19 protein-coding genes are annotated in these 20,761 nt (G+C 55.2%); 13 read left to right on the forward strand and 6 right to left on the reverse strand.

All coding sequences use genetic code 11. The annotated features are described in order from the left end of the window. Positions 1-35: 35 nt before the first annotated feature. The 4 genes from QWJ20_RS17270 to metB form a co-directional block, all read right to left on the reverse strand. Positions 36-1,169, reverse strand: a complete 1,134-nt coding sequence (locus QWJ20_RS17270; RefSeq protein ID WP_433993095.1) for an extracellular solute-binding protein — start codon at positions 1,167-1,169, stop codon at positions 36-38. A gap of 22 nt (positions 1,170-1,191) precedes the next feature. Further along, the gene (locus QWJ20_RS17275) at positions 1,192-2,358 is read right to left on the reverse strand and encodes an ABC transporter ATP-binding protein (RefSeq protein ID WP_433993096.1); all 1,167 of its coding nucleotides are present in this window, start codon (positions 2,356-2,358) and stop codon (positions 1,192-1,194) included. Between the two features lie 217 nt (positions 2,359-2,575). Continuing rightward, the gene (locus QWJ20_RS17280; RefSeq protein WP_109412968.1) at positions 2,576-5,011 is read right to left on the reverse strand and encodes a bifunctional aspartate kinase/homoserine dehydrogenase II; all 2,436 of its coding nucleotides are present in this window, start codon (positions 5,009-5,011) and stop codon (positions 2,576-2,578) included. 2 nt (positions 5,012-5,013) lie between these two features. Beyond that, entirely contained in the window at positions 5,014-6,174 is a 1,161-nt protein-coding gene (metB, locus tag QWJ20_RS17285; RefSeq protein WP_039281157.1) for a cystathionine gamma-synthase, read from the reverse strand. Between the two features lie 187 nt (positions 6,175-6,361). Between metB and metJ the strand changes: the two genes are divergently transcribed. The 5 genes from metJ (at position 6,362) to QWJ20_RS17310 (ending at position 10,255) form a co-directional block, all read left to right on the forward strand. Next, positions 6,362-6,679 carry a met regulon transcriptional regulator MetJ gene (metJ, locus tag QWJ20_RS17290; protein ID WP_005973355.1) on the forward strand — a complete coding sequence of 106 codons (318 nt, stop codon included), beginning with the start codon at positions 6,362-6,364 and terminating at the stop codon, positions 6,677-6,679. Positions 6,680-6,913: 234 nt separating this feature from the next. Continuing rightward, on the forward strand, positions 6,914-7,711 hold the full coding sequence (locus QWJ20_RS17295; RefSeq protein WP_433993097.1) for an ABC transporter ATP-binding protein: 798 nt from the start codon (positions 6,914-6,916) through the stop codon (positions 7,709-7,711). Positions 7,712-7,720: 9 nt separating this feature from the next. Further along, entirely contained in the window at positions 7,721-8,683 is a 963-nt protein-coding gene (locus tag QWJ20_RS17300; RefSeq protein ID WP_433993098.1) for an ABC transporter substrate-binding protein, read from the forward strand. Next, on the forward strand, positions 8,680-9,690 hold the full coding sequence (locus QWJ20_RS17305) for a FecCD family ABC transporter permease (protein WP_433993099.1): 1,011 nt from the start codon (positions 8,680-8,682) through the stop codon (positions 9,688-9,690). Before QWJ20_RS17300 ends, QWJ20_RS17305 begins: the two co-directional genes overlap by 4 nt. 154 nt (positions 9,691-9,844) lie before the next feature. Continuing rightward, positions 9,845-10,255, forward strand: coding sequence for a type II toxin-antitoxin system HicB family antitoxin (locus tag QWJ20_RS17310; RefSeq protein WP_240584267.1), 411 nt, complete (start codon positions 9,845-9,847; stop codon positions 10,253-10,255). Positions 10,256-10,336: 81 nt separating this feature from the next. Here QWJ20_RS17310 and rpmE read toward each other — a convergent pair whose 3' ends face one another. Next, entirely contained in the window at positions 10,337-10,552 is a 216-nt protein-coding gene (gene rpmE / locus QWJ20_RS17315) for a 50S ribosomal protein L31 (protein WP_010281510.1), read from the reverse strand. A gap of 293 nt (positions 10,553-10,845) precedes the next feature. On the opposite strand from rpmE, the gene priA reads away from it, so the two are divergent. The 7 genes from priA (at position 10,846) to rraA (ending at position 18,983) form a co-directional block, all read left to right on the forward strand. Continuing rightward, the gene (gene priA / locus QWJ20_RS17320) at positions 10,846-13,044 is read left to right on the forward strand and encodes a primosomal protein N' (protein ID WP_224072941.1); all 2,199 of its coding nucleotides are present in this window, start codon (positions 10,846-10,848) and stop codon (positions 13,042-13,044) included. 294 nt (positions 13,045-13,338) lie between these two features. Then, the gene (gene cytR / locus QWJ20_RS17325) at positions 13,339-14,382 is read left to right on the forward strand and encodes a DNA-binding transcriptional regulator CytR (protein WP_095700919.1); all 1,044 of its coding nucleotides are present in this window, start codon (positions 13,339-13,341) and stop codon (positions 14,380-14,382) included. 88 nt (positions 14,383-14,470) lie between these two features. Beyond that, on the forward strand, positions 14,471-15,346 hold the full coding sequence (ftsN, locus tag QWJ20_RS17330) for a cell division protein FtsN (RefSeq protein ID WP_433993100.1): 876 nt from the start codon (positions 14,471-14,473) through the stop codon (positions 15,344-15,346). 83 nt (positions 15,347-15,429) lie between these two features. Then, positions 15,430-15,960 (forward strand): ATP-dependent protease subunit HslV, encoded by a 531-nt coding sequence (gene hslV, locus QWJ20_RS17335; protein WP_039486803.1) that lies wholly within the window; start codon positions 15,430-15,432, stop codon positions 15,958-15,960. A gap of 9 nt (positions 15,961-15,969) precedes the next feature. Further along, complete coding sequence (hslU, locus tag QWJ20_RS17340) at positions 15,970-17,301, forward strand: HslU--HslV peptidase ATPase subunit (protein ID WP_039486802.1); 1,332 nt, start codon at positions 15,970-15,972, stop codon at positions 17,299-17,301. Between the two features lie 144 nt (positions 17,302-17,445). Further along, positions 17,446-18,363, forward strand: a complete 918-nt coding sequence (locus QWJ20_RS17345; RefSeq protein ID WP_095700921.1) for a 1,4-dihydroxy-2-naphthoate polyprenyltransferase — start codon at positions 17,446-17,448, stop codon at positions 18,361-18,363. 134 nt (positions 18,364-18,497) lie between these two features. Beyond that, positions 18,498-18,983, forward strand: coding sequence for a ribonuclease E activity regulator RraA (gene rraA / locus QWJ20_RS17350; protein WP_039486799.1), 486 nt, complete (start codon positions 18,498-18,500; stop codon positions 18,981-18,983). Between the two features lie 117 nt (positions 18,984-19,100). Here rraA and zapB read toward each other — a convergent pair whose 3' ends face one another. Further along, the gene (gene zapB, locus QWJ20_RS17355) at positions 19,101-19,340 is read right to left on the reverse strand and encodes a septal ring assembly protein ZapB (protein ID WP_010281529.1); all 240 of its coding nucleotides are present in this window, start codon (positions 19,338-19,340) and stop codon (positions 19,101-19,103) included. 549 nt (positions 19,341-19,889) lie between these two features. Between zapB and QWJ20_RS17360 the strand changes: the two genes are divergently transcribed. Beyond that, the gene (locus QWJ20_RS17360) at positions 19,890-20,729 is read left to right on the forward strand and encodes an MIP/aquaporin family protein (protein ID WP_095700922.1); all 840 of its coding nucleotides are present in this window, start codon (positions 19,890-19,892) and stop codon (positions 20,727-20,729) included. The last annotated feature ends 32 nt before the right edge of the window (positions 20,730-20,761 follow it).

A 20,761-nucleotide genomic window follows, 5' to 3' on the forward strand; every position in this document is an offset into this window, starting at 1 on the left:
CGCCAGAGCGCATGTGGTACTAGGTGTATAAGTTATTACTTCGCCATCGCCTGCTCATAGGCGTTCAAAATCGCAGTGTGATAAGGCGCGATAGGGAACGTCTTGCCTTTGCTCGCCAGTTCATCAGGCGTCACATCCGTGAACAGACGCTGCCAGACAGCGGGCTTCAACTCTGCCTCAACGTACTTGGCATCGATCCCCGGATACCAGTTAAAGCGTTCCACAATCCCTTCGGCCTGCACTTTGGCGCTGGTTGCCAGTTCGACAAACTGTTTAGCCAGTTCGCGGTTTGGTGCCTGTGCAGGGATGACATAGTGCATCGGCTGCCCCGGCATACCGGGCGCAGGCAACAGCAATTTGAAATTGTCCGGCAGCTGTCCGCTCGCTTTCCAGGAATAGAACATGTCGACCCACACAGGCCCCATTGCGATTTCGCCACGGCTCAGCATATCGAGTGTGCCAGCGTTGCCCGGCGTCAACGTCACGTTCTTGTTAAAGGCTTTCAGGCGCTCAAACGCCGGTTGCCATTTCTTCGCTTCCGCCTCATCAAACGGTCCGTTCATCAGCTTCTGGGCATCACCGCCGTAAGCGTAAATCCAGCCCATGACGAAGCTCACGCCCGATGCGCCGCCCTTAATGCCGTTGTAGCCGAACATCTTCGGATTCGCGGCAGCCCACTGCTGGATTTCGTCATAGCTTTTAGGCGGATTCGCGACCATGCTGGGGTTATAGGCCAGCGCTGTCTGGCTGCTGAACATCGGCATAACGTAGCCTTTCACATCTGTGCCCATGGCTTTATCTGCGGCAGCCATGCTGACCAGCTTGCCGCTGGCAATATCATCGCGATATTTCAGCAGGTCGCCCTTTTGCACCATCGGGCTGACAAATTTCTCGTGTACAACCGCCACATCGGTGTCCCAGACTTTGGCACCAGCGGCCTGCTGCGCATTGAAGCGCTCAAGAATCTTCTGTGACCCCGCATCACCTGGTCCGGTACCGACGGCACGTACTTTTACGCCGGGATGCTGCTTCTCAAACAGCGGCCCCAGATATTCATTGACATAGTCGACCATGTTTTGGTCACCCGCCGTCAACACCGTTAATTCCTGTGCCTGTACTGCCGCCAGCGGCGTACTCATCATCAGCGTTGCAGCAAAAATGCGTTTCATATCATTGGTCTCCAATTCAGGATCAGGCCGTCAGGCCGGGAAGCGGGGAATAAAATGAAGTGGTATCCGGTACCGCCGTCGAAGATGTCACCTCTTCTGCCAGCGGGAAAAGAAACAGCGCCTCGGCAGGGATCTGCACCGCAACCCGCTGCCCGATGGCAAAGGGATGCGACGCATGAACCTGTATCCGCCAGGTGCCGCTGGAAATCGTATGCAGCCAGTATCCGCCGGGGTAGCTTTGTGCTTGTACCGTGCCGTAGCGCATCAACATGCCGGGCTGGATGAGCGGGACGTCCGCCGGATCGTAAAGACAAGCGGCTTCCGCACGAAAACGCGCTTCTATCGCGCCGGGCGGTAGCGACGTATTCGCTGGCACCAGCGAATGGCTTTCGGCATCACCGGGAATCATCAGCGTATCGCCGTCATAGCGCGCTTCCAGCACCAGCCGATTTTCCGCGCCCATAAACGCCGCGACAAACGAACTGGCCGGATGGTGATACACCTCTTGCGGGCTGCCCGCCTGCATGATGCGACCCTGATTCAAAATCACGATGCGGTCCGCCATCACCATTGCTTCTTCTCGATCGTGCGTCACGTGGATCGCGGTCAATCCCAGCCGCTGTTGCAGCGCACGAATCTCATCACGCAGCTGTAGACGAATGCGGGCGTCCAGATTGGAGAGCGGTTCGTCCAGCAGCAGAATATCGGGCCGTACCGCCAGTGCACGCCCCAAGGCAACTCGCTGACGCTGTCCACCGGACAGTTCTGCGGGCTTACGGGCGCTCAGGCCCGTCAACCCAAGCATGGTTTCCAGTTCCGCCACGCGGCTGGCAATTTCCGCACGCGGGACGCGGCGCAAACGCAGTCCGTAGGCAATATGCTGTGCCACCGTCATGTGCGGCCACAGCGCGTAGCTCTGAAACACCAACGCCATTCCGCGTTTCTCTGGCGGCGCTTGCGTCATATCCTGCCCGTTAACGCGAATCGTCCCCGCACGCGGTGACGAGAACCCAGCGACCGTACGCAGTAACGTCGTCTTGCCACATCCTGACGAACCGAGCAACGCCACGAATTCGCCCTGCGCAATCTCCAGATGGATATCGTTCAATACGGCGGTCGTGCCGTATCCAACATGTAGGTGGTCGATGACAATGTGCGGGGCTGCCGCAGAGGAAGTTGTTTTTTGCACAGCTGTGCATTCCACGATAATCAAACAATGCGCTGATTGTGCGGTGACATCGTGTCAGTGGCGTGTTGTCACTGTGACATTTCAATGACACGACTGATGGGGAAAATAGCGGTGGAAATTTTTTAGCGAGAAGGGAAACGAGGGAATGAGTCTCTTGAGTATTGGCCATCTCCCCATACGCGGAGACGGCCAACGGTAGGTTGCGCTTACAGCAGATTTACAGTAACTGCGCCAGACGGTTTAGGTCAGATTGAAGCGCACCAGCAGTGACATCGCGCCCCGCGCCCGGCCCACGGATAACCAGCGGGTTATCCCGATACCAGCGGCTTTCAATCGCAAACACGTTATCACCCGGCAGCAGCGAGGCCAGCGGATGATCGGGGCGAACTGCTTCAACGCCCACGCGCGCTTTACCATTGCTGTCAAAGCGTGCGACGTGACGCAGAACCAAGCCCATTTCCTGTGCCGCTTCCAGACGGCGCAGCATTTGCTCGTTCAGCGAATCGCCGTTCTCGAAGAAGTAATCGACAGAACCCTGTTCACAGCCCGGCGGCACCAGCGACTCAACCCGAACCTGACTCGGTTCGATGTCATAGCCCGCTTCACGCGCCAGAATCACCAGCTTACGCATGACGTCCTGACCAGAGAGGTCAACACGCGGATCCGGCTCGGTCAGCCCTTGTTGGCAAGCCTGATCGACCAGTTCGGTGAACGGTACAGTGCCGTCAAACTGCAAGAACAGCCAGGAAAGCGTGCCGGAGAAAATCCCGCTAATCGCCAGAATACTGTCACCGCTTTCTCGCAGATCGCGTACCGCAAAGTTGACCGGCAACCCTGCGCCGACGGTCGAGTTATACAGCCAGTGACGATCCGTTTTCGCGAACGCGTCGCGGATCTGGCGATAGTTATTGCCGCCGGATGCACCCGCCAGTTTGTTAGCGCTGATCACGTGGAAACCATAGCTGGCGAAATCCAGATACAGATCGGCGACCGATTCACTGGCGGTGACGTCCAGCACTACCAAATCATCGAAGGGATGTGCACGCATCCACAGGAACAGATCTTCACCATCCCGCTCTTGCGCTTCACTTTCGAAGAAAGCCAACGCACGGCTGGCATCCAGTCCATCATAGTTCAACAGGCTGCGCGTACTGTCCACCACACCAGCCAGCACAAACTCAAAACCGGTACGTGCAGACAGATTGCTCTGCTCACGTGCAAACAGTTCCAGCCAGCGTGAACCAATATTCCCTTTGCCAAACAGCACTAACCCGATACGTTTTTCTGCCCGGAACAGCGAATGGTGCAGCCCACGGATCAAATGCTCCGTCGGACCAACGCGCAGCACCGCCACCAAACTGATGCCATCATCGGCCTGGCGAACAAATTCAATCGGCTGATCTTTCAACTGCTGATAGAAACGGTGGCTGTGCAGCGGGTTTTTACCCACGCCAGCGCCAACCATCGCGACCATCGCCAGCCCGTCGCGCTGGTTGAGCTCAACGGGTAACGCGGCCTGTGCCAGCAGTTGCAGCGCGCTATCCACCACTTCGGAGGTGTAGCACAGTTGCAGCAGGTTACGATCCTGATGAACGCCGATCGCCAGCGGTTTCAGCTGCGCACGGTTCAGAAGCTGTTCGACTTCTTTTTGCAGCAGCGCGAAATCGTGTTCAGAAGGAACCTGAACTTCAATCAGGCACACGTCATCATGGCTGGTGACAATTTTGGCACCCGTCCCCGAGGCCAGCACGCGTTCAATACGCGTCGACCCTTGTTCAGGCTGATAGCTGCAACGCAGTTGCAGATCAATATCGCTGCCGGAAACGGGCTGTAAGGTACGCGTATGTAAGACTGGTGCCGCCAGACGTGCCAGTTCACTGGCTTCATCCAGTCGCAGCAGTGGCAACAGGCAAGCATCTTTCACTTTGCGCGGATCGGCGCTATATACCCCGGCGACGTCGCTCCAGATGGTTACACGCTCAACGCCTGCCAGCGCACCAATTTGTGTGGCGGAATAGTCACTGCCGTTGCGCCCCAGCAACACCGTTTCACCCGCGTCATTACGGCTGATAAAACCGGTTACCACTAAACGCTGACCTGCGTGTTGCGTCAGATATTGTTGCAACAGCGGCCAGGAGCGGCCTTCATCCACCTGCGGCTGCGCGGCGCGTTCCGCACAGAGAAAATCGCGCGCATCCAGCCAGGCGGCATTCATATCCCGATGATTCAGCACCGCGGACATCAGGCGAGCCGACCAGATTTCACCGTGCCCGACCACTTCGGCGTAGACGGCATCCGTCATCTTGCCATCCAGCAGCGCAGCCAAACGCTCCAGATCGCGGATAAACTGAGCGGTCAGCGCCTCTGCCTCTTGCGCAGGCAGAAGCCCGGCAATCAGTTCACTGTGGTAGCGGCGTAATGCCTGCTGAACCTGATGCGCCGACAGACGATCACTCTGGCTCAGTTTCAACCAGCTAATCAGCTGGTTTGTGGTACTGCCTGCGGCAGATACCACCATCAAATCACCGGGGTGGCTATACTCCGCCATAATACCGGCTACGCGCAGGTAACACTTCACATCGGCCAGACTGCTACCGCCAAACTTATGCAGCTGTCGGCCCGTTACCGATGGCGCTACTCCTAATGCACTCATTCTTACCTCTTGGCTGCGGCTTGAAACGCACGATCCAGATCGGCAACCAGATCATCGCCGTCTTCAATGCCGGTGGAAATACGCAGTAATGTTTCAGAGATACCCGCTGCGGCACGCGCTTCTGGCGCCATGCCGGCATGCGTCATCGTTGCCGCATGAGAGATGAGGCTTTCCACTCCGCCCAGTGATTCCGCCAGTGTGAACAGCTCCAGCGATGCCAGAAAACGGCGCAGCGTGTCTTCATCTCCATCCAACTCAAAACTTAGCATAGCGCCAAAGCCAGATTGTTGACGGCGGGCAATATCATGGCCGGGATTGTTCGGCAGTGAAGGATGGTAAAGCGCCTTCACCAACGGCTGCGTCTGTAAGAATTCAACCACTTGTTGCGCATTACGCTGAGCGGCCGCCATACGTGGCGATAGGGTACGCAGGCCACGTAGCAGCAGATAGCTGTCAAACGCCGCGCCTGTAACGCCGATATTGTTCGCCCACCAGGCCAGTTCAGTAATGGTATCGGCATCTTTGGCGATCACCGCACCCGCCACCACGTCAGAGTGACCATTCAGGTACTTGGTACATGAATGCACCACCAGATCGGCACCCAGCTCCAGCGGCTTCTGCAACGCCGGGCTCAGGAAGGTGTTATCCACCACGCTGACCGCTCCCGCTTCACGCGCGGCCTGACAAATTGCGGCAATATCCACGACGCGCAGCAGCGGATTGCTCGGGCTTTCCACCAGCACCAGCTTCGGCTTTTCTGCCAATGCTGCGTTGAGCGCATCGGTGTCACTTTGATCGACAAATTTGACGCGAAACGCGCCGCGCTTGCTCAGGCTGTCAAACAGACGATAGCTGCCGCCGTAGCAATCATGCGGTGCCACCAGCAGATCGCCGGGGCGCAGGAACACCGTGCAAACCAGCATAATCGCCGACATCCCGCTGCTCGTCATTACCGCACCCGCACCGCCTTCCAATTCGGCAAGCGCACGCTGCACAACATCACGCGTGGGGTTACCGCGACGCGAATAGTCATGTGCGCGTGGCTGGTTGAATCCGGTAAAGTTATACGTGCTGGAAAGGTGAATGGGTGGGACGACGCAGCCATACTGCTCATCATCATTTAACCCGCTGCGGACTGCGATCGTTGCTTGTTTACGCGTCATCGGCTCATTTCCTGGCTGGAGGCTGAAAAGATAGGAACTTAAGAGTAAACGCAGTTTTAATAGACGTCAACACATCTAGACATCTAAACTTCTTTGCGTATAGATTGAGCATAAGCATAATAACCGCTAGAATTGTGGCATTTCATGACAGATGCTGTCTTCATTAGATTAATTTTTAAGGTATCCCATGGCTGAGTGGAACGGCGAGTATGTCAGCCCTTACGCTGAACACGGTAAAAAAAGCGAGCAAGTCAAGAAGATAACAGTATCTATCCCATTGAAAGTATTAAAGATACTAACTGACGAACGCACGCGTCGTCAGGTGAACAACCTGCGCCATGCCACCAACAGCGAACTGCTGTGCGAGGCGTTCCTGCACGCGTTCACAGGTCAACCGTTACCGAATGACGAAGACCTGCGTAAAGAACGCAGCGATGAAATTCCTGAAGCCGCGAAAATCATCATGCGTGAAATGGGTATCGACCCGGATACGTGGGAATACTGATCGCGCTTACGCTGTCAATTTTCTAGCGAACCCCGCCTTCTCCGGCGGGGTTTTGCTATGCAGTGCATCCCGCTCAACACATCACTCTTCGTTAACCTCTACAACCTCGAACCTCCACCGCTCGCGCTTCTTCCGATCGCTTCCTCTTCCACTCACATTGTGAATCGGGATTGCATTTAATTTGTTATGTTATAACATATCATTTTTAACCTATAACGGTGATATGCCCGCATCATGACAGAGCTTCTCTCCAGTAAACCCGTGCTGCTACAGCTTCACCATGTTTCCGTTGCCGATGCCAATCGTGCGCCGAGGCTCAGTGATATTTCGCTGTCCATGCAGGCGGGTGAACGTTTGGCGCTGGTTGGGCCCAACGGCAGCGGTAAATCCACGCTGCTACGCGTGTTAACCAGCGAGCTCGGCACAACGACGGGGCACATCTACCTGAATGGGCAACCGCTGAATACACTCAGCCGCCATGAGCGAGCAAAGCGCATCGCGATTTTGGCGCAGAACGATGCACCAGATCTGCGCCTGCGGGTCGCGGAGTACGTCGCCTTAGGGCGAATTCCCCACCACGGATTCAGCACGCCTGCGTACGATCGCCAGCTCATCGAAGAAGCGCTGGACGATACCGGATTATTACCGCTGCGCCACCGCCTGCTGGGCACGCTCTCCGGTGGAGAACGTCAACGCGCCGCGCTGGCGCGTGCTTTTGCACAAACACCGCAGCTCCTGCTGTTGGATGAACCCACTAACCATCTCGATCCATTGGCGCGTGCACAGCTGCTATCTCTCGTGCGGAAACGCGGTATTTCAACGCTGGCGGTGCTGCACGATCTGCCGCTGATCACCCCCTTTGCCGACCGTGTCGCTGTTTTGCAGCAGGGATCGCTACTCCGCTGGGGAACGCCTGCACACGCGCTGAGCGCCGACTGCGTGAAATCCGTATTTGGGATGGAGAGCTTTACGGTGCCACATCCGATAAACGGTTCGCCTATTCGCATCTTTGAAGCCCCTGAACTGCACTAAGGAACCATGATGAAAATAACGCTTCTGTCTGGACTGCTAGCATTGACGTCATGCTGGGTACACGCCTCAGGTTTTCCGGTCACGGTCGACAGCTGTGGGCAACCGCTGACCTTCATCCAGCCGCCGCAGCGAGCCGTTATTCATGACCTGAACATGACGGAGATGGCGTTTGCACTTGGGCTGCAAAAAGATATTGTCGGGCTGACGGGGATCACTGGCTGGTATAAAGCGCCCCCAGACTTTATCAAGCAGCAGGGCACGATCCCTGAACTGGCAGCAAAATATCCGACGTTGGAAAACCTGCTGGCCGTACACCCGGATTTCTTCTTTGCAGGGTGGAACTACGGCATGAAAGTCGGTGGCGAAGTCACACCGCAATCGCTGAAAAAATACGGCATCCAGACACTGGTACTCAGCGAAAGCTGCGTTTTCACCGAACAGCAGAAACAGCGGCCGCGAGCCAGCATGGATCTGCTCTACGGCGACATGCTGAAACTGGGGAAAATCTTCGGTAAGCAGGAACAGGCTCAGGAACAGATTGACGGCTGGAAACAGCATATTGCCGAACTGCAAACCCGTATTGGCAATCAGCCAAAGCAGACGGTTTTTCTGTATGACTCTGGCGACGATAAGCCGTTTACCAGCGGGAAATTTGCCATGCCAACCGCCATCATTGAAGCGGCGGGCGGCAAGAACGTGATGGACGATATGGAGACGAGCTGGGCTTCGACATCGTGGGAAAGCGTGGCAGCACGCGAGCCTGACTTTATCATTTTGCTGGATTACCAGACAGGCAACGGTGCAGATGCGTTAAGACGCTTTCTGGAATCACATCCGCTGATGAAATTTACCCCCGCCGTACAACAGCATCGCTATCTAAAGCTGCAATATGCAGAGCTCACGCCGGGACCGGCGAATATCGCTGCCGTCGATAAACTGGCGCACGCACTCTACCCGGATGCCTTTAAGTGAGCCCAACGTCTTCACGTTATGCCGTGACCTTCGTTATCGCGCTGCTGATACTGGCTGGGCTGATGCTGTTAAATATTGCGACAGGCAGCACGACGATCCCCCTCAAGCAGGTCGCCAGCGTGTTGGGACTATCGGCGGCGGACGTCTCGCCGATGACGTCACGCATCATTCTGGAACTGCGTATTCCCCGCAGCCTGCTGGCAGCGTTGTGCGGCGCGGGGTTAGCGATGGTCGGGGCCTTTTTGCAAACGGCAACCCGCAACGATCTGGCAGACCCGTTTCTGTTTGGCCTGTCTGCCGGCGCCTCCGCAGGTGCGGTCGCCGTCATCACCCGCTTTGGTGAGCAACTCGGTGACTGGGCGTTGCCGATGGCAGCCTTCTGCGGCGGTATCTTATCGGCTGTCGCCGTGACCGTGCTGTTTCTGCTGCAACAGGCGCGGGGCGCAGAGCGCCTGATTATCTGCGGATTGGCAATCTCGTTTCTGTTCGGCGCGCTGACAAATTATTTGGTGTTTTCCGGCGATCAGCGGGCCGCCAGCTCGATTCTTTTCTGGTCGCTGGGTGGGTTGGGCCTTGCCCGTTGGGACACGTTACCTTTTGCGGTGTTCAGCGTCCTGCTGCTATTCGGCCTTACCGCCCTGCGCTGGCGCGCGCTCGACGCCCTGCTCGCTGGCGGGCAAACAGCCGCCTCAATGGGGGTGAACCTGTCTCGCGTACGAGTGGAAATTTTCATCTGCTGCGCGTTCGCCACGTCTCTGCTGGTCGCGCTGACTGGCGTGATTGGTTTTATCGGCCTGATGATTCCCCATCTGGCTCGCCCGTTGAGCGGTGTACTGCACAAGAAGCTTCTGCCGATGACCGCCGTGCTGGGTGCGATACTGCTGTGCGGCGGCGATTGGCTCAGCCGGCAGCTACTGGCCCCTCAGGAATTGCCCATCGGGATTATTACCGCGGGATTGGGCGGCCTCTTCGTTCTGGGAATGCTGGTAAAACGTCAGCAGGGATGAAAGATGTATACTTAAAATAACTCCAATAACCCCAAGACATTGCCAGATGGAGTTATTGGGGTTATCTAACTGGAAGGATTTACCGATAGGTACGGTAAAAAGCATCAGGAAACAAGCAGGAATATGATCATCGCTGACTCGAAGAGGCTGAATTATGTTTTATCCCATTGCAATTGAAGCAGGCGACGATACCCATGCATACGGTGTAACCGTGCCAGATCTACCGGGCTGTTTTTCTGCAGGCGATACGCTAGATGATGCCATCGCGAATGCTAAAGAGGCGATTACCGGACATATCGAACTGCTGATCGAGATGGGTCAGGATATTCCCGCCGTGTCATCAGTAGGCCAATTGGCAAAAAGCGCAGAATACGCTGGGTACACGTGGGCGGTTGTTGATATCGATGTGACGCGTTTAATGGGCGGTTCAGAAAAAATTAACGTTACACTGCCTAAGTCGCTGATTGACCGAATTGATCGTTGCGTGGCAAGTAATCCTGAATTTAAAAGCCGCTCAGGTTTTCTCGCGCAGGCAGCATTAGAGCGAATCTCGTCTTCACGATGAACAGCACTGACCCACCAGAAACAACAAAGGCACCGAGAGGTGCCTTTGCAGAAAGTTACTGTACCAATTGGCCAGTAGAACTTATTTTTTAGCGCCTGGAACGGAGAAACGCTTGTTGAAGCGGTCAACACGGCCACCAGTTGCAACATCACGTTGTTTGCCGGTGTAGAACGGGTGGCATTCGCCACAAACGTCCAGGTTCAGGTCACGACCCACAGTAGAATGGGTTTTGATCACGTTACCGCAAGAGCAAGTTACAGTAACGGCAGAATAATTCGGGTGAATACCTTTTTTCATGGGGAAACCTCTGTTAAGGCCGTGTCGCTATCCAGCCCTGTTCCGCCAGACACCACACGAAAGTTGTATAAGTAAGTTTCATTATGCAAACGGCGCAATGATTTTCGCGAACAGCATAATGGCGGCGAATCATACAGAATCCGCTACCCTGATGCAATCGCATCCACACATTATCCCTCGCAGCATGTACACTAGCGCCTTGCGTTATTTTCACCCCGCGTCGCGCATGATACAGACCGCTCGGTTATGTCATTGATCGCCACGCAAATCACGTCGACTACCACGGAGAAGCTATGTCTGTCGCTCAGGTCGCTTTGCCCGTGCCGCTGGCACGTACATTCGATTATTTGCTACCCGCAGGAGGCATCGCTCCGCAGGTCGGCGCGCGCGTCAGCGTCTCCTTTGGTCACCGTAAAGCGATCGGCATTATTACCGCGCTGAGCAACACCAGCGAACTCCCGCTTGAGCAATTAAAACCCGTGCACGACGTGCTGGACGAACAGCCGCTGTTCCCACCTAGCCTGTGGCGCATTTTGCTGTGGGCCGTCGAGTACTATCACTATCCGATTGGCGAAGTCCTGTTCCACGCGTTGCCGATACTACTGCGTCAGGGGAAACCTGCACACCGCGCGCCGCTCTGGCAGTGGTTTGCCACCGAGCAGGGCCGGGCGACGCCGCTCAGCACGCTCAAACGCGCCGCGAAACAACAACAGGCGCTGGCGGCCTTACTTCAGTCGCCGCTTTATCGCCATCAGGTGAGCGAAATCGGGCTGACGGAGACGGCGTTGCAGGCGCTGCGCAGCAAAGGGCTGTGCGAATTACAGGCCGCAGAGCAAACGCTTCACGACTGGCGTCAGAGCTTTAGTCTGGCAACCGACCGACTGCGTTTGAATACCGAACAGGCTACTGCCGTCGGCGCGATCCGCAGCGAAGATAACCACTTTGCCGCCTGGCTGCTCGCGGGCATCACCGGGTCGGGCAAAACCGAAGTCTATCTCAGCGTGCTGGAAAATGTGTTGGCACAGGGCAAACAGGCGCTGGTATTAGTGCCGGAAATTGGCCTGACGCCGCAAACCATCGCCCGCTTTCGCGAACGGTTTAATGCACCGGTGGATGTGCTGCACTCGGCACTCAACGACAGCGAACGCCTCGCCGTCTGGCTACGCGCCCGCAGCGGTGAAGCCGCCATCATTATCGGAACGCGGTCGGCGTTATTTACTCCCTTTGCCCGTTTAGGGCTGATCGTGATCGATGAAGAACACGACAGCTCCTACAAACAGCAGGAAGGCTGGCGCTATCACGCCCGTGATTTGGCGGTCTTCCGCGCCAGAGAAGAAGACATTCCCATCGTCATGGGGACGGCGACGCCCGCGCTGGAAACGCTGTATAACGTCCAGATCGGCAAGTATCGACGCTTGAATCTGACCAAAAGAGCGGGCAATGCCGCGCTAGCCAAACAGCACGTCATCGATCTGAAAGGGCTGCCGCTGACGGCCGGGTTATCCCAACCGCTGATCACCCGTATCCGCCACCATCTGACGAACGATAATCAGGTTATTTTGTTCCTCAATCGGCGCGGGTTCGCCCCCGTGGTGATGTGCCACGAATGTGGCTGGATTGCCGAGTGTCAGCGCTGCGATCACTATTATACCTACCATCAGCATCAGAAGATGTTGCGCTGCCACCACTGCGACAGCCAGCGTCCGGTTCCACAACAGTGCCCCGGCTGCGGTTCGACCAATATGGTGCCCGTCGGTCTGGGTACCGAGCAGTTAGAACAAAGTCTTGCGCCGATCTTTCCTGATGTCCCGATCACCCGCATCGACCGCGACACCACCAGCCGTAAAGGGGCGCTTGAGCAGCAGCTCTCGCAGGTCAGGCAAGGCGGCGCGCGTCTTCTCATCGGCACACAGATGTTGGCGAAAGGACATCACTTTCCTGACGTGACGCTGGTGGCTTTGCTGGATGTAGACGGTTCACTGTTCTCTGCCGACTTCCGCGCAGCCGAACGTTTTGCGCAGCTCTACACTCAGGTGGCGGGTCGTGCAGGACGTGCAGGCAAGGCGGGCGAAGTGGCGCTACAAACTCACCACCCGGAACATCCTCTATTACAAACGCTGCTGCAACAGGGCTACGATGCCTTTGCCAGCCAGGCGCTGACTGAACGGAAAAGCGTTTTTCTGCCGCCGTTTACCAGTCATATTCTCTTCCGCGCTGACGATCACGATAACCAGCAGGCCGCGTTATTCCTCCAGCAGTTGCGTAATTTGCTGGAAGCGAGCCCGCTGCGGGATGAATCACTCTGGCTGCTGGGCCCAGTGCCCGCTTTACAACCCAAACGCGCGGGACGCTTCCGCTGGCAGCTCTTGCTACAGCACCCCTCCAGAGCGCTATTGCAGAAACTGGTCAGAACATCACTGACGCTAATCGGCACGCTGCCGCAGGCGCGTAAAGTAAAATGGATGCTGGATGTCGACCCCACGGACGGTTAGCGCTTCCTGTTAGATCATTTCGGTTTCTTACCACTCATTTTTTGCGATCGGCGTCGAGAACACGATATTCATCACACTTTCTGTGCAAATTAAGCAACAAAACCTGCGTTCAATCTGTTATCACTGTCTGCGCAGGCCATATGCTGGGGCCTGACCATGTCGTGCACTCAGATAGAGTGCCATTCAGTTGGCTGACTGCGCCGAAAAGCGTTACCCGTAATCATAGAAAGTCAGTAGACAAGGGCGTTCTGCTGACAGTCAGCGCCAGTTAACGCTGACGCAAGGAGAAAAGCGTTGAAGCAGAAGAAAGGCGTCACCACGGCGACGATGAAAGACGTGGCGGATGAAGCGGGTGTTTCCACCGCGACCGTATCCCGAACGTTAATGAACCCAGAGAAAGTCTCTGCGACCACCCGTAGGAAGGTCGAGCAGGCCGTCATCGCCGTTGGCTATTCGCCTCACGCACTCAACAGGAATCTCAAGCGTAACGAATCGCGCACGATCCTGACGATCGTCCCGGATATCTGCGATCCTTATTTCTCCGAAATATTTCGCGGGATCGAAGAAGCAGCGGCCGAACACGGCTATCTGGTGTTGATTGGTGATTGCGCTCACCAGCATCAGAAAGAAAAAACCTTCGTCGACCTGATTATTACCAAGCAGATCGACGGCATGGTGTTACTCGGCTCCAATCTGCCGTTTGACGCAGGCCAGGAAGAGCAGCGTAATCTGCCACCGATGGTGATGGCGAATGAGTTCTCGCCGGATCTGGCGCTGCCCACCGTGCATATCGATAACCTGACCGCCGCCTTTGAAGCCGTACACTATCTGTATCAGGCGGGTCATCAGCGCATCGCCTGCATTGCCGGTCCAGAGCACATGCATCTGAGTCAATATCGCCTCCAGGGATACATTCAGGCTCTGCGCCGCAACGGGATGCTTATCGATAACCAGTATATCTTTCGGGGCGATTTCACCTACGAAACCGGGATTAACGGCCTGATTGCGCTGATGCAACATCCTCAGCCGCCCAGCGCGGTCTTCTGTCATAGCGACCTCATGGCATTGGGCGTGCTGGCGCAGGCCAGAAAGATGGGGCTGGATATCCCGCGCGATCTCTCCGTTATCGGTTTCGATGATATCGAACAGGCGCAGTACAGCTGGCCGCCTCTGACTTCTGTCGCCCAGCCTCGTTATCAGATCGGACGCGAGGCAATGCTGCTACTCTTAGAGCAGTTGCAAGGTAACACGGTACAAAGCGGTTCCCGTCTGTTGTCCAGTGAGCTGGTCATACGCGACAGCGTCGCCGCACCGAATTACGCCCGTAACAGGCTTTAAGACTTCAGGTGCTGGTCAAATATTTGAGGGTTCAGTAACATGACCCCCTAATTATATTATTTACCTATCAATTCACAGCGAAACGACAGTGGCACAAAAAGACTACGTGAGCCGGGGACGTTCATCAGGAACGCGTCGGAAAACGACAAATAGCCGGAAAAAAAGCAACGCTTCAGGCGCGTCCAAAACGATGGTCGCACTCGCTGTTGCCGTTTTGGTCACCTTCGCAGGCGGTCTGTACTTTATCGCCCACAATAAACCCGACGATTCCCCCGTCCTGCCGCATCAGAATGTGGGCAAAGGTAACGGACTGCCACCCAAGCCGGAAGAACGCTGGCGCTACATTAAAGAACTGGAAAACCGTCAGTTGGGCGTTACGACACCAACAGAGCCTTCCGCGGGTGGCGAGATTCAGTCGCCAGTGCAGTTGACGGACGAACAGCGCCAGCTGCTGGAGCAGATGCAATCTGATATGCGTCGTCAGCCAACGCAGCTTTCCGAAGTGCCGTATAACGACCAGACGCAGGTTCCGCGCTCGCAGGTGACGATTAAGCCACCGACCCAATCGATGCAGCAGCCACCTGTCGTGACGACGCAGCCCACCACGCGAGCGCCTGTAGTCACGCAAGCGGCGCCTGTGGTTCCAAGACAAGACATTCCAAGACAAGAAGCACCAAAACAGGAAGCGCCGAAGCAACAGCCGGTTAAACAGCCTGAAGCGCCAAAAGCTGAGAAAGTCCAACGCTGGGCGATTCAGTGTGGCTCGTTCAAAACCATGGACCCTGCCGAATCAGTGAGAGCACAGCTGGCGTTTGCGGGTATCGAAAGCCGCATCACCTCTAACGGCGGCTGGAACCGTATTATGCTGGGGCCTTATAACAATCGGGCTGCCGCAGACAGCATGCTCCAACGTCTTAAAGGCGCGGGCGCATCAAACTGTATTCCTCTTGCCAGCGGGGGTTGAAAAACCCCACGCTTTCCCCCATCTATAAAATCAATGTGCCCCGAATCATGCGGGGATCTTTTTCTTCAAACGGGGACTGACTCGTGACAACAATTGTAAGCGTACGCCGCAACGGCCGGGTGGTCATTGGCGGTGATGGACAAGCCACTCTGGGCAACACCGTGATGAAAGGCAACGTGCGTAAAGTGCGTCGCCTCTACCATGACCGCGTCATCGCTGGTTTCGCAGGCGGCACGGCGGATGCCTTCACCCTTTTTGAGCTTTTTGAGCGCAAGCTGGAATTACATCAGGGTCATCTGGTGAAAGCTGCCGTCGAGCTGGCGAAAGACTGGCGTACCGACCGTATGCTACGCAAGCTGGAAGCCCTGTTAGCCGTTGCGGACGAAAATGCCTCGCTGATCATTACTGGTAATGGTGATGTCGTGCAGCCTGAAAACGATCTGATCGCGATTGGTTCCGGCGGTCCTTATGCACAGGCTGCCGCGCGTGCTTTACTGGAAAACACTGAGCTGGGTGCGCGTGATATCGTCGAGAAATCTCTGGGGATTGCTGGCGACATCTGTATCTACACCAATCAGTTCCACACGATAGAAGAATTAGCCTCCAAGGCGTAAGGATCAACTATGTCTGAAATGACCCCGCGCGAGATAGTCAGCGAGCTCGACAGCTATATCATCGGCCAGCATAAAGCGAAACGTGCCGTTTCCATCGCGCTGCGTAACCGCTGGCGCCGCATGCAGTTGGACGAAGCACTTCGTCATGAAGTGACGCCTAAAAATATTCTCATGATCGGCCCGACCGGCGTCGGTAAAACCGAAATCGCTCGTCGTCTGGCTAAGCTCGCCAATGCGCCGTTCATCAAAGTGGAAGCCACCAAATTCACCGAAGTCGGCTACGTGGGTAAGGAAGTTGACTCCATCATCCGCGATCTGACAGATTCCGCGATCAAAATGGTGCGCCATCAGTCGATTGAAAAAAATCGCTTCCGTGCGGAAGAGATGGCGGAAGACCGTATTCTGGACGTGTTGATTCCCCCCGCGAAAAACAACTGGGGACAAGCCGAAAGCACGCAGGAGCCATCAGCGACGCGTCAGGCATTCCGCAAGAAACTGCGTGAAGGCCAGTTGGACGACAAAGAGATCGAGATCGACCTCGCTGCCTCCCCCGTCGGCGTAGAGATCATGGCACCTCCGGGCATGGAAGAAATGACCAACCAGCTCCAGTCCATGTTCCAGAATCTGGCAGGACAGAAGCAGAAAGCCCGTAAGGTCAAAATCAAAGACGCCTTCAAGCTGTTGATAGAAGAAGAAGCCGCCAAGCTGGTGAACCCAGAAGAGTTGAAACAGCAGGCGATTGAAGCCGTTGAGCAGCACGGTATCGTGTTCATCGATGAGATCGACAAAATTTGTAAGCGCGGCGAAAGCTCCGGCCCGGATGTTTCCCGTGAAGGCGTTCAGCGCGACCTGCTGCCGCTGGTCGAAGGCTGCACCGTGTCCACCAAGCACGGCATGGTCAAAACCGACCACATTCTGTTTATCGCGTCCGGTGCGTTCCAGGTTGCCAGCCCGTCCGATCTGATTCCAGAATTGCAGGGGCGTCTGCCGATTCGCGTAGAGTTGCAGGCGCTGACGACGGAAGATTTCGAGCGCATCCTGACGGAACCGAGCGCCTCGCTGACCGAGCAGTACAAAGCGCTGATGGCGACGGAAGGCGTGAATATTTCGTTCACTGCTGATGGTATCCGCCGTATTGCCGAAGCCGCCTGGCAGGTCAACGAAAGCACCGAGAATATCGGTGCGCGTCGTCTGCATACCGTGATGGAGCGTTTAATCGAAGATGTGTCTTACGACGCCAGCGAAATGAACGGTCAAAGCGTTACCATTGACGCAGATTACGTACGTAATCATCTGGATGAATTAGTAGCAGATGAAGATCTGAGTCGATTTATCTTATAATCCGTTTTCGCGGATCGCACGATTAACGATAAAGTGGGAGGCGTTGGCCTCCCACTTTTGTTTCTGACGCCGCCATCACTGACTTTTCTTGTTTATAAACGGATGATTCACACCAGTGAATCGTCAATAAAATTGAAGCACACCATGACCTTATCGACCCATAGCAGCAAAACCAAAGCCTGGCTGGATAGCCTGCGTCCAAAAACGTTGCCATTAGCTTTTGCGTCCATCGTCACTGGCTCGGCGATCGCGAGTTGGCATAGCAGCTTTAAACCGGGCGTAGCATTACTGGCGTTGTTAACCGCCGGACTGCTGCAAATCCTTTCCAATCTGGCGAACGACTATGGGGATGCGATAAAAGGTAGCGATACCGAGGAACGCATCGGGCCGTTGCGCGGCATCCAGACTGGGGCGATTACGCTGACGCAGCTACGCAATGCGCTGATGGTAACCGTAGCGCTCACCATCATTTCCGGCGTGAGTCTGGTGATTCTGGCGTGTGAAAAGCCAGCGGATATCTTTGGTTTCCTGATTCTGGGGCTGCTGGCGATTTTCGCCGCCATCACCTATACCGTTGGCAACAAGCCCTACGGTTATATCGGGCTTGGCGATATTTCGGTGCTGATATTTTTCGGCTGGCTCAGCGTCGCGGGGTCGTATTACCTGCAAACTGGGCATTTCGACAGCATCGTGATGCTGCCAGCGACGGCCTGCGGTCTGTTGGCGACGGCGGTTCTGAACATCAACAACCTGCGCGATATCGACAACGATCGCATCAGCGGAAAGAACACACTGGCCGTGCGTCTTGGGGCGGAAAAAGCGCGCTTCTACCACACGATGCTGCTGTTGCTGGCACCGGTTTGTCTCGGTCTGTTTGCGACGTTTTATCTGCACAGCCTGGCGGGCTGGCTCTTTATTCTGGCGCTTCCGTTGCTGATTCAGCAGGCGCGCTATGTGCTGCGTGAAACCAGCGCATTCAGCATGCGTCCAATGCTGGAAAAAACAGTGAAAGGTGCGCTGCTAACCAACATTCTGTTCGCCGTTGGCGTGATATTGAGTTAGTGCGGGTAAAGTGAGCGCAGACGAAAAGCGGTGCGTATTTACTGATACGCATCAAGTTAACATTTGATGATTTTGCCAACAGCCGCCAGAAAGGGATATACTCATGATTCCGGCGGCAAACAGACGTTAATCCTATGAAATACGATACTTCCGAACTGTGCGATATCTACCACGAAGAGGTGAATGTTGTTGAGCCTCTGTTCTCTAATTTTGGCGGGCGTACTTCATTTGGTGGCAAAATCACCACGGTGAAATGTTTTGAGGATAACGGCCTGCTGTTCGATCTCCTTGAAGAGAACGGCCTTGGGCGCGTGCTTCTGATCGATGGCGGGGGCTCCGTGCGCCGCGCGTTGATCAACGCGGAAATCGCCCGGTTGGCGACGCAAAACGAGTGGGAAGGCATTGTCGTTTATGGCGCAGTGCGTCAGGTTGACGATTTGGCTGAGCTGGATATCGGTATTCAGGCGATGGCAGCAATTCCGGTCGGTGCAGGTAGCGAAGGCATCGGCGAGAGCGATATTCGCGTCAACTTCGGTGGCGTCACCTTCTTCTCCGGTGACCATCTGTATGCCGATAATACCGGTATTATCTTGGCGGAAGACCCGCTGGATATTGAATAATATCGTTGAATTTCCGCGTTTTATTGCGGTGACATCAGCACAAAAAAGGGCGATAGACGCCCTTTTTTATTTGGCTCAATCGATAAGCCGTTCCTTCGTCTGAGCCAGCAAGTCTTATTAGACTTCTTCCATTTTGCCTAACAGCGCGCGCAGGCGCTCTTGCCATACCACTTGCTCTTCTTTCAACTGCTCGTTCTCGCGCACCAGCGCTTCACGTGAACCAGCTGCCGCCTGAACATCCTGCGACAGCGCGTTGTTCTGCTCTTTCAGCTCTTCAATTTCCATTTGCAACAGCGTGATGGTATCAATCGCCTGCTGAACTTTCGCTTCCAGCTTTTCAAACACTTCAAATGACATTCTTCAAACCCCTTTTAATCGCAACAAGGCAAAGATCGGTTAACGCTGGCTTTCGGACTCTGTAACCAACACCCAACGGTGTCGCCATCCGTCCGTAAGCATAATCCTGACCGCGGGACGGCTGGCAAGACAGACCATAGCGAAATTGTATGTAGCCAACCGCCACCTGTCTAGCGCACATCCCCCACTACGCGAGTGTGGCAGCTTTTCTTACGTAACACTATCAGTACAAACTGAAAAACAGGCAGTACAAACTGAAAAACGATCGGTGCAAACTGAAAACGACTCCTGTTCGCTTCCCCATTACTCCTATTGTGTTAATAAATTTAACCTGAGCGTTACTATCAACCGTGGGCAAAAAACCACTGCGAGTCATTTTATAAGCGAATACGCTCATTTTCTTGACACACAACACACATTTCAATTTCGATATTTCTCGTTTTCGAGCATTAACGATAAATTCACATCATAAATACATTTAAAACAGAGGATGCCCCCAACGGTATCCTTAGACCTACCACTCTGTACGTTACCCAGCAGGAAAAAAATATGAGCCAAGCAGAACGTTCAACGCTAAAAGGCCAGTGTATCGCCGAGTTTCTCGGCACTGGCCTGCTGATTTTCTTCGGTGTCGGCTGTGTCGCCGCCTTGAAACTGGCGGGAGCCAGCTTCGGACAGTGGGAGATCAGCATCATTTGGGGTTTGGGGGTTGCGATGGCAATCTACCTGACCGCCGCCATTTCCGGCGCTCACCTCAACCCGGCCGTTACTATCGCCCTGTGGCTGTTTGCCTGCTTCGATGGACGCAAGGTCGTGCCTTACATTCTGGCGCAGATTGCTGGGGCCTTTTGTGCCGCCGCACTGGTCTACGGTCTGTATCACAGCCTGTTCGTGGATTTTGAACAAGCCAACAATATGGTGCGCGGCAGCACGGAAAGCCTGAGTTTAGCGGGCATTTTCTCAACCTATCCGAACCCACACATTTCCGTTATGCAGGCGCTGCTGGTTGAAACCGTCATCACCGCTATCCTGATGTGCCTGATTCTGGCGCTGACCGATGATGGTAACGGTATCCCACGCGGGCCACTTGCTCCCCTGCTGATCGGTATTTTGATTGCCGTTATCGGTGCGTCCATGGGGCCGCTAACCGGCTTCGCCCTTAACCCGGCGCGTGACTTTGGTCCTAAGCTGTTCGCTTTCCTGGCGGGCTGGGGCAACGTGGCCTTCACCGGCGCACGCGACATTCCTTACTTCCTGGTTCCCATCTTCGGCCCCATTATCGGTGCCTGTCTGGGCGCCTTCGGTTATCGCGCACTGATTGGCCGCAATCTGCCATGTGATGTCTGCGAACCCGAGGCAGAAACTACCACGCGTCGTGAAAGCCGTTAAACTTAACGCCACGACCATCCTATTTCACGGTT

This window comes from Pectobacterium sp. S5 (assembly GCF_051707265.1).
Classification (GTDB): Bacteria; Pseudomonadota; Gammaproteobacteria; order Enterobacterales; family Enterobacteriaceae; genus Pectobacterium; species Pectobacterium polare.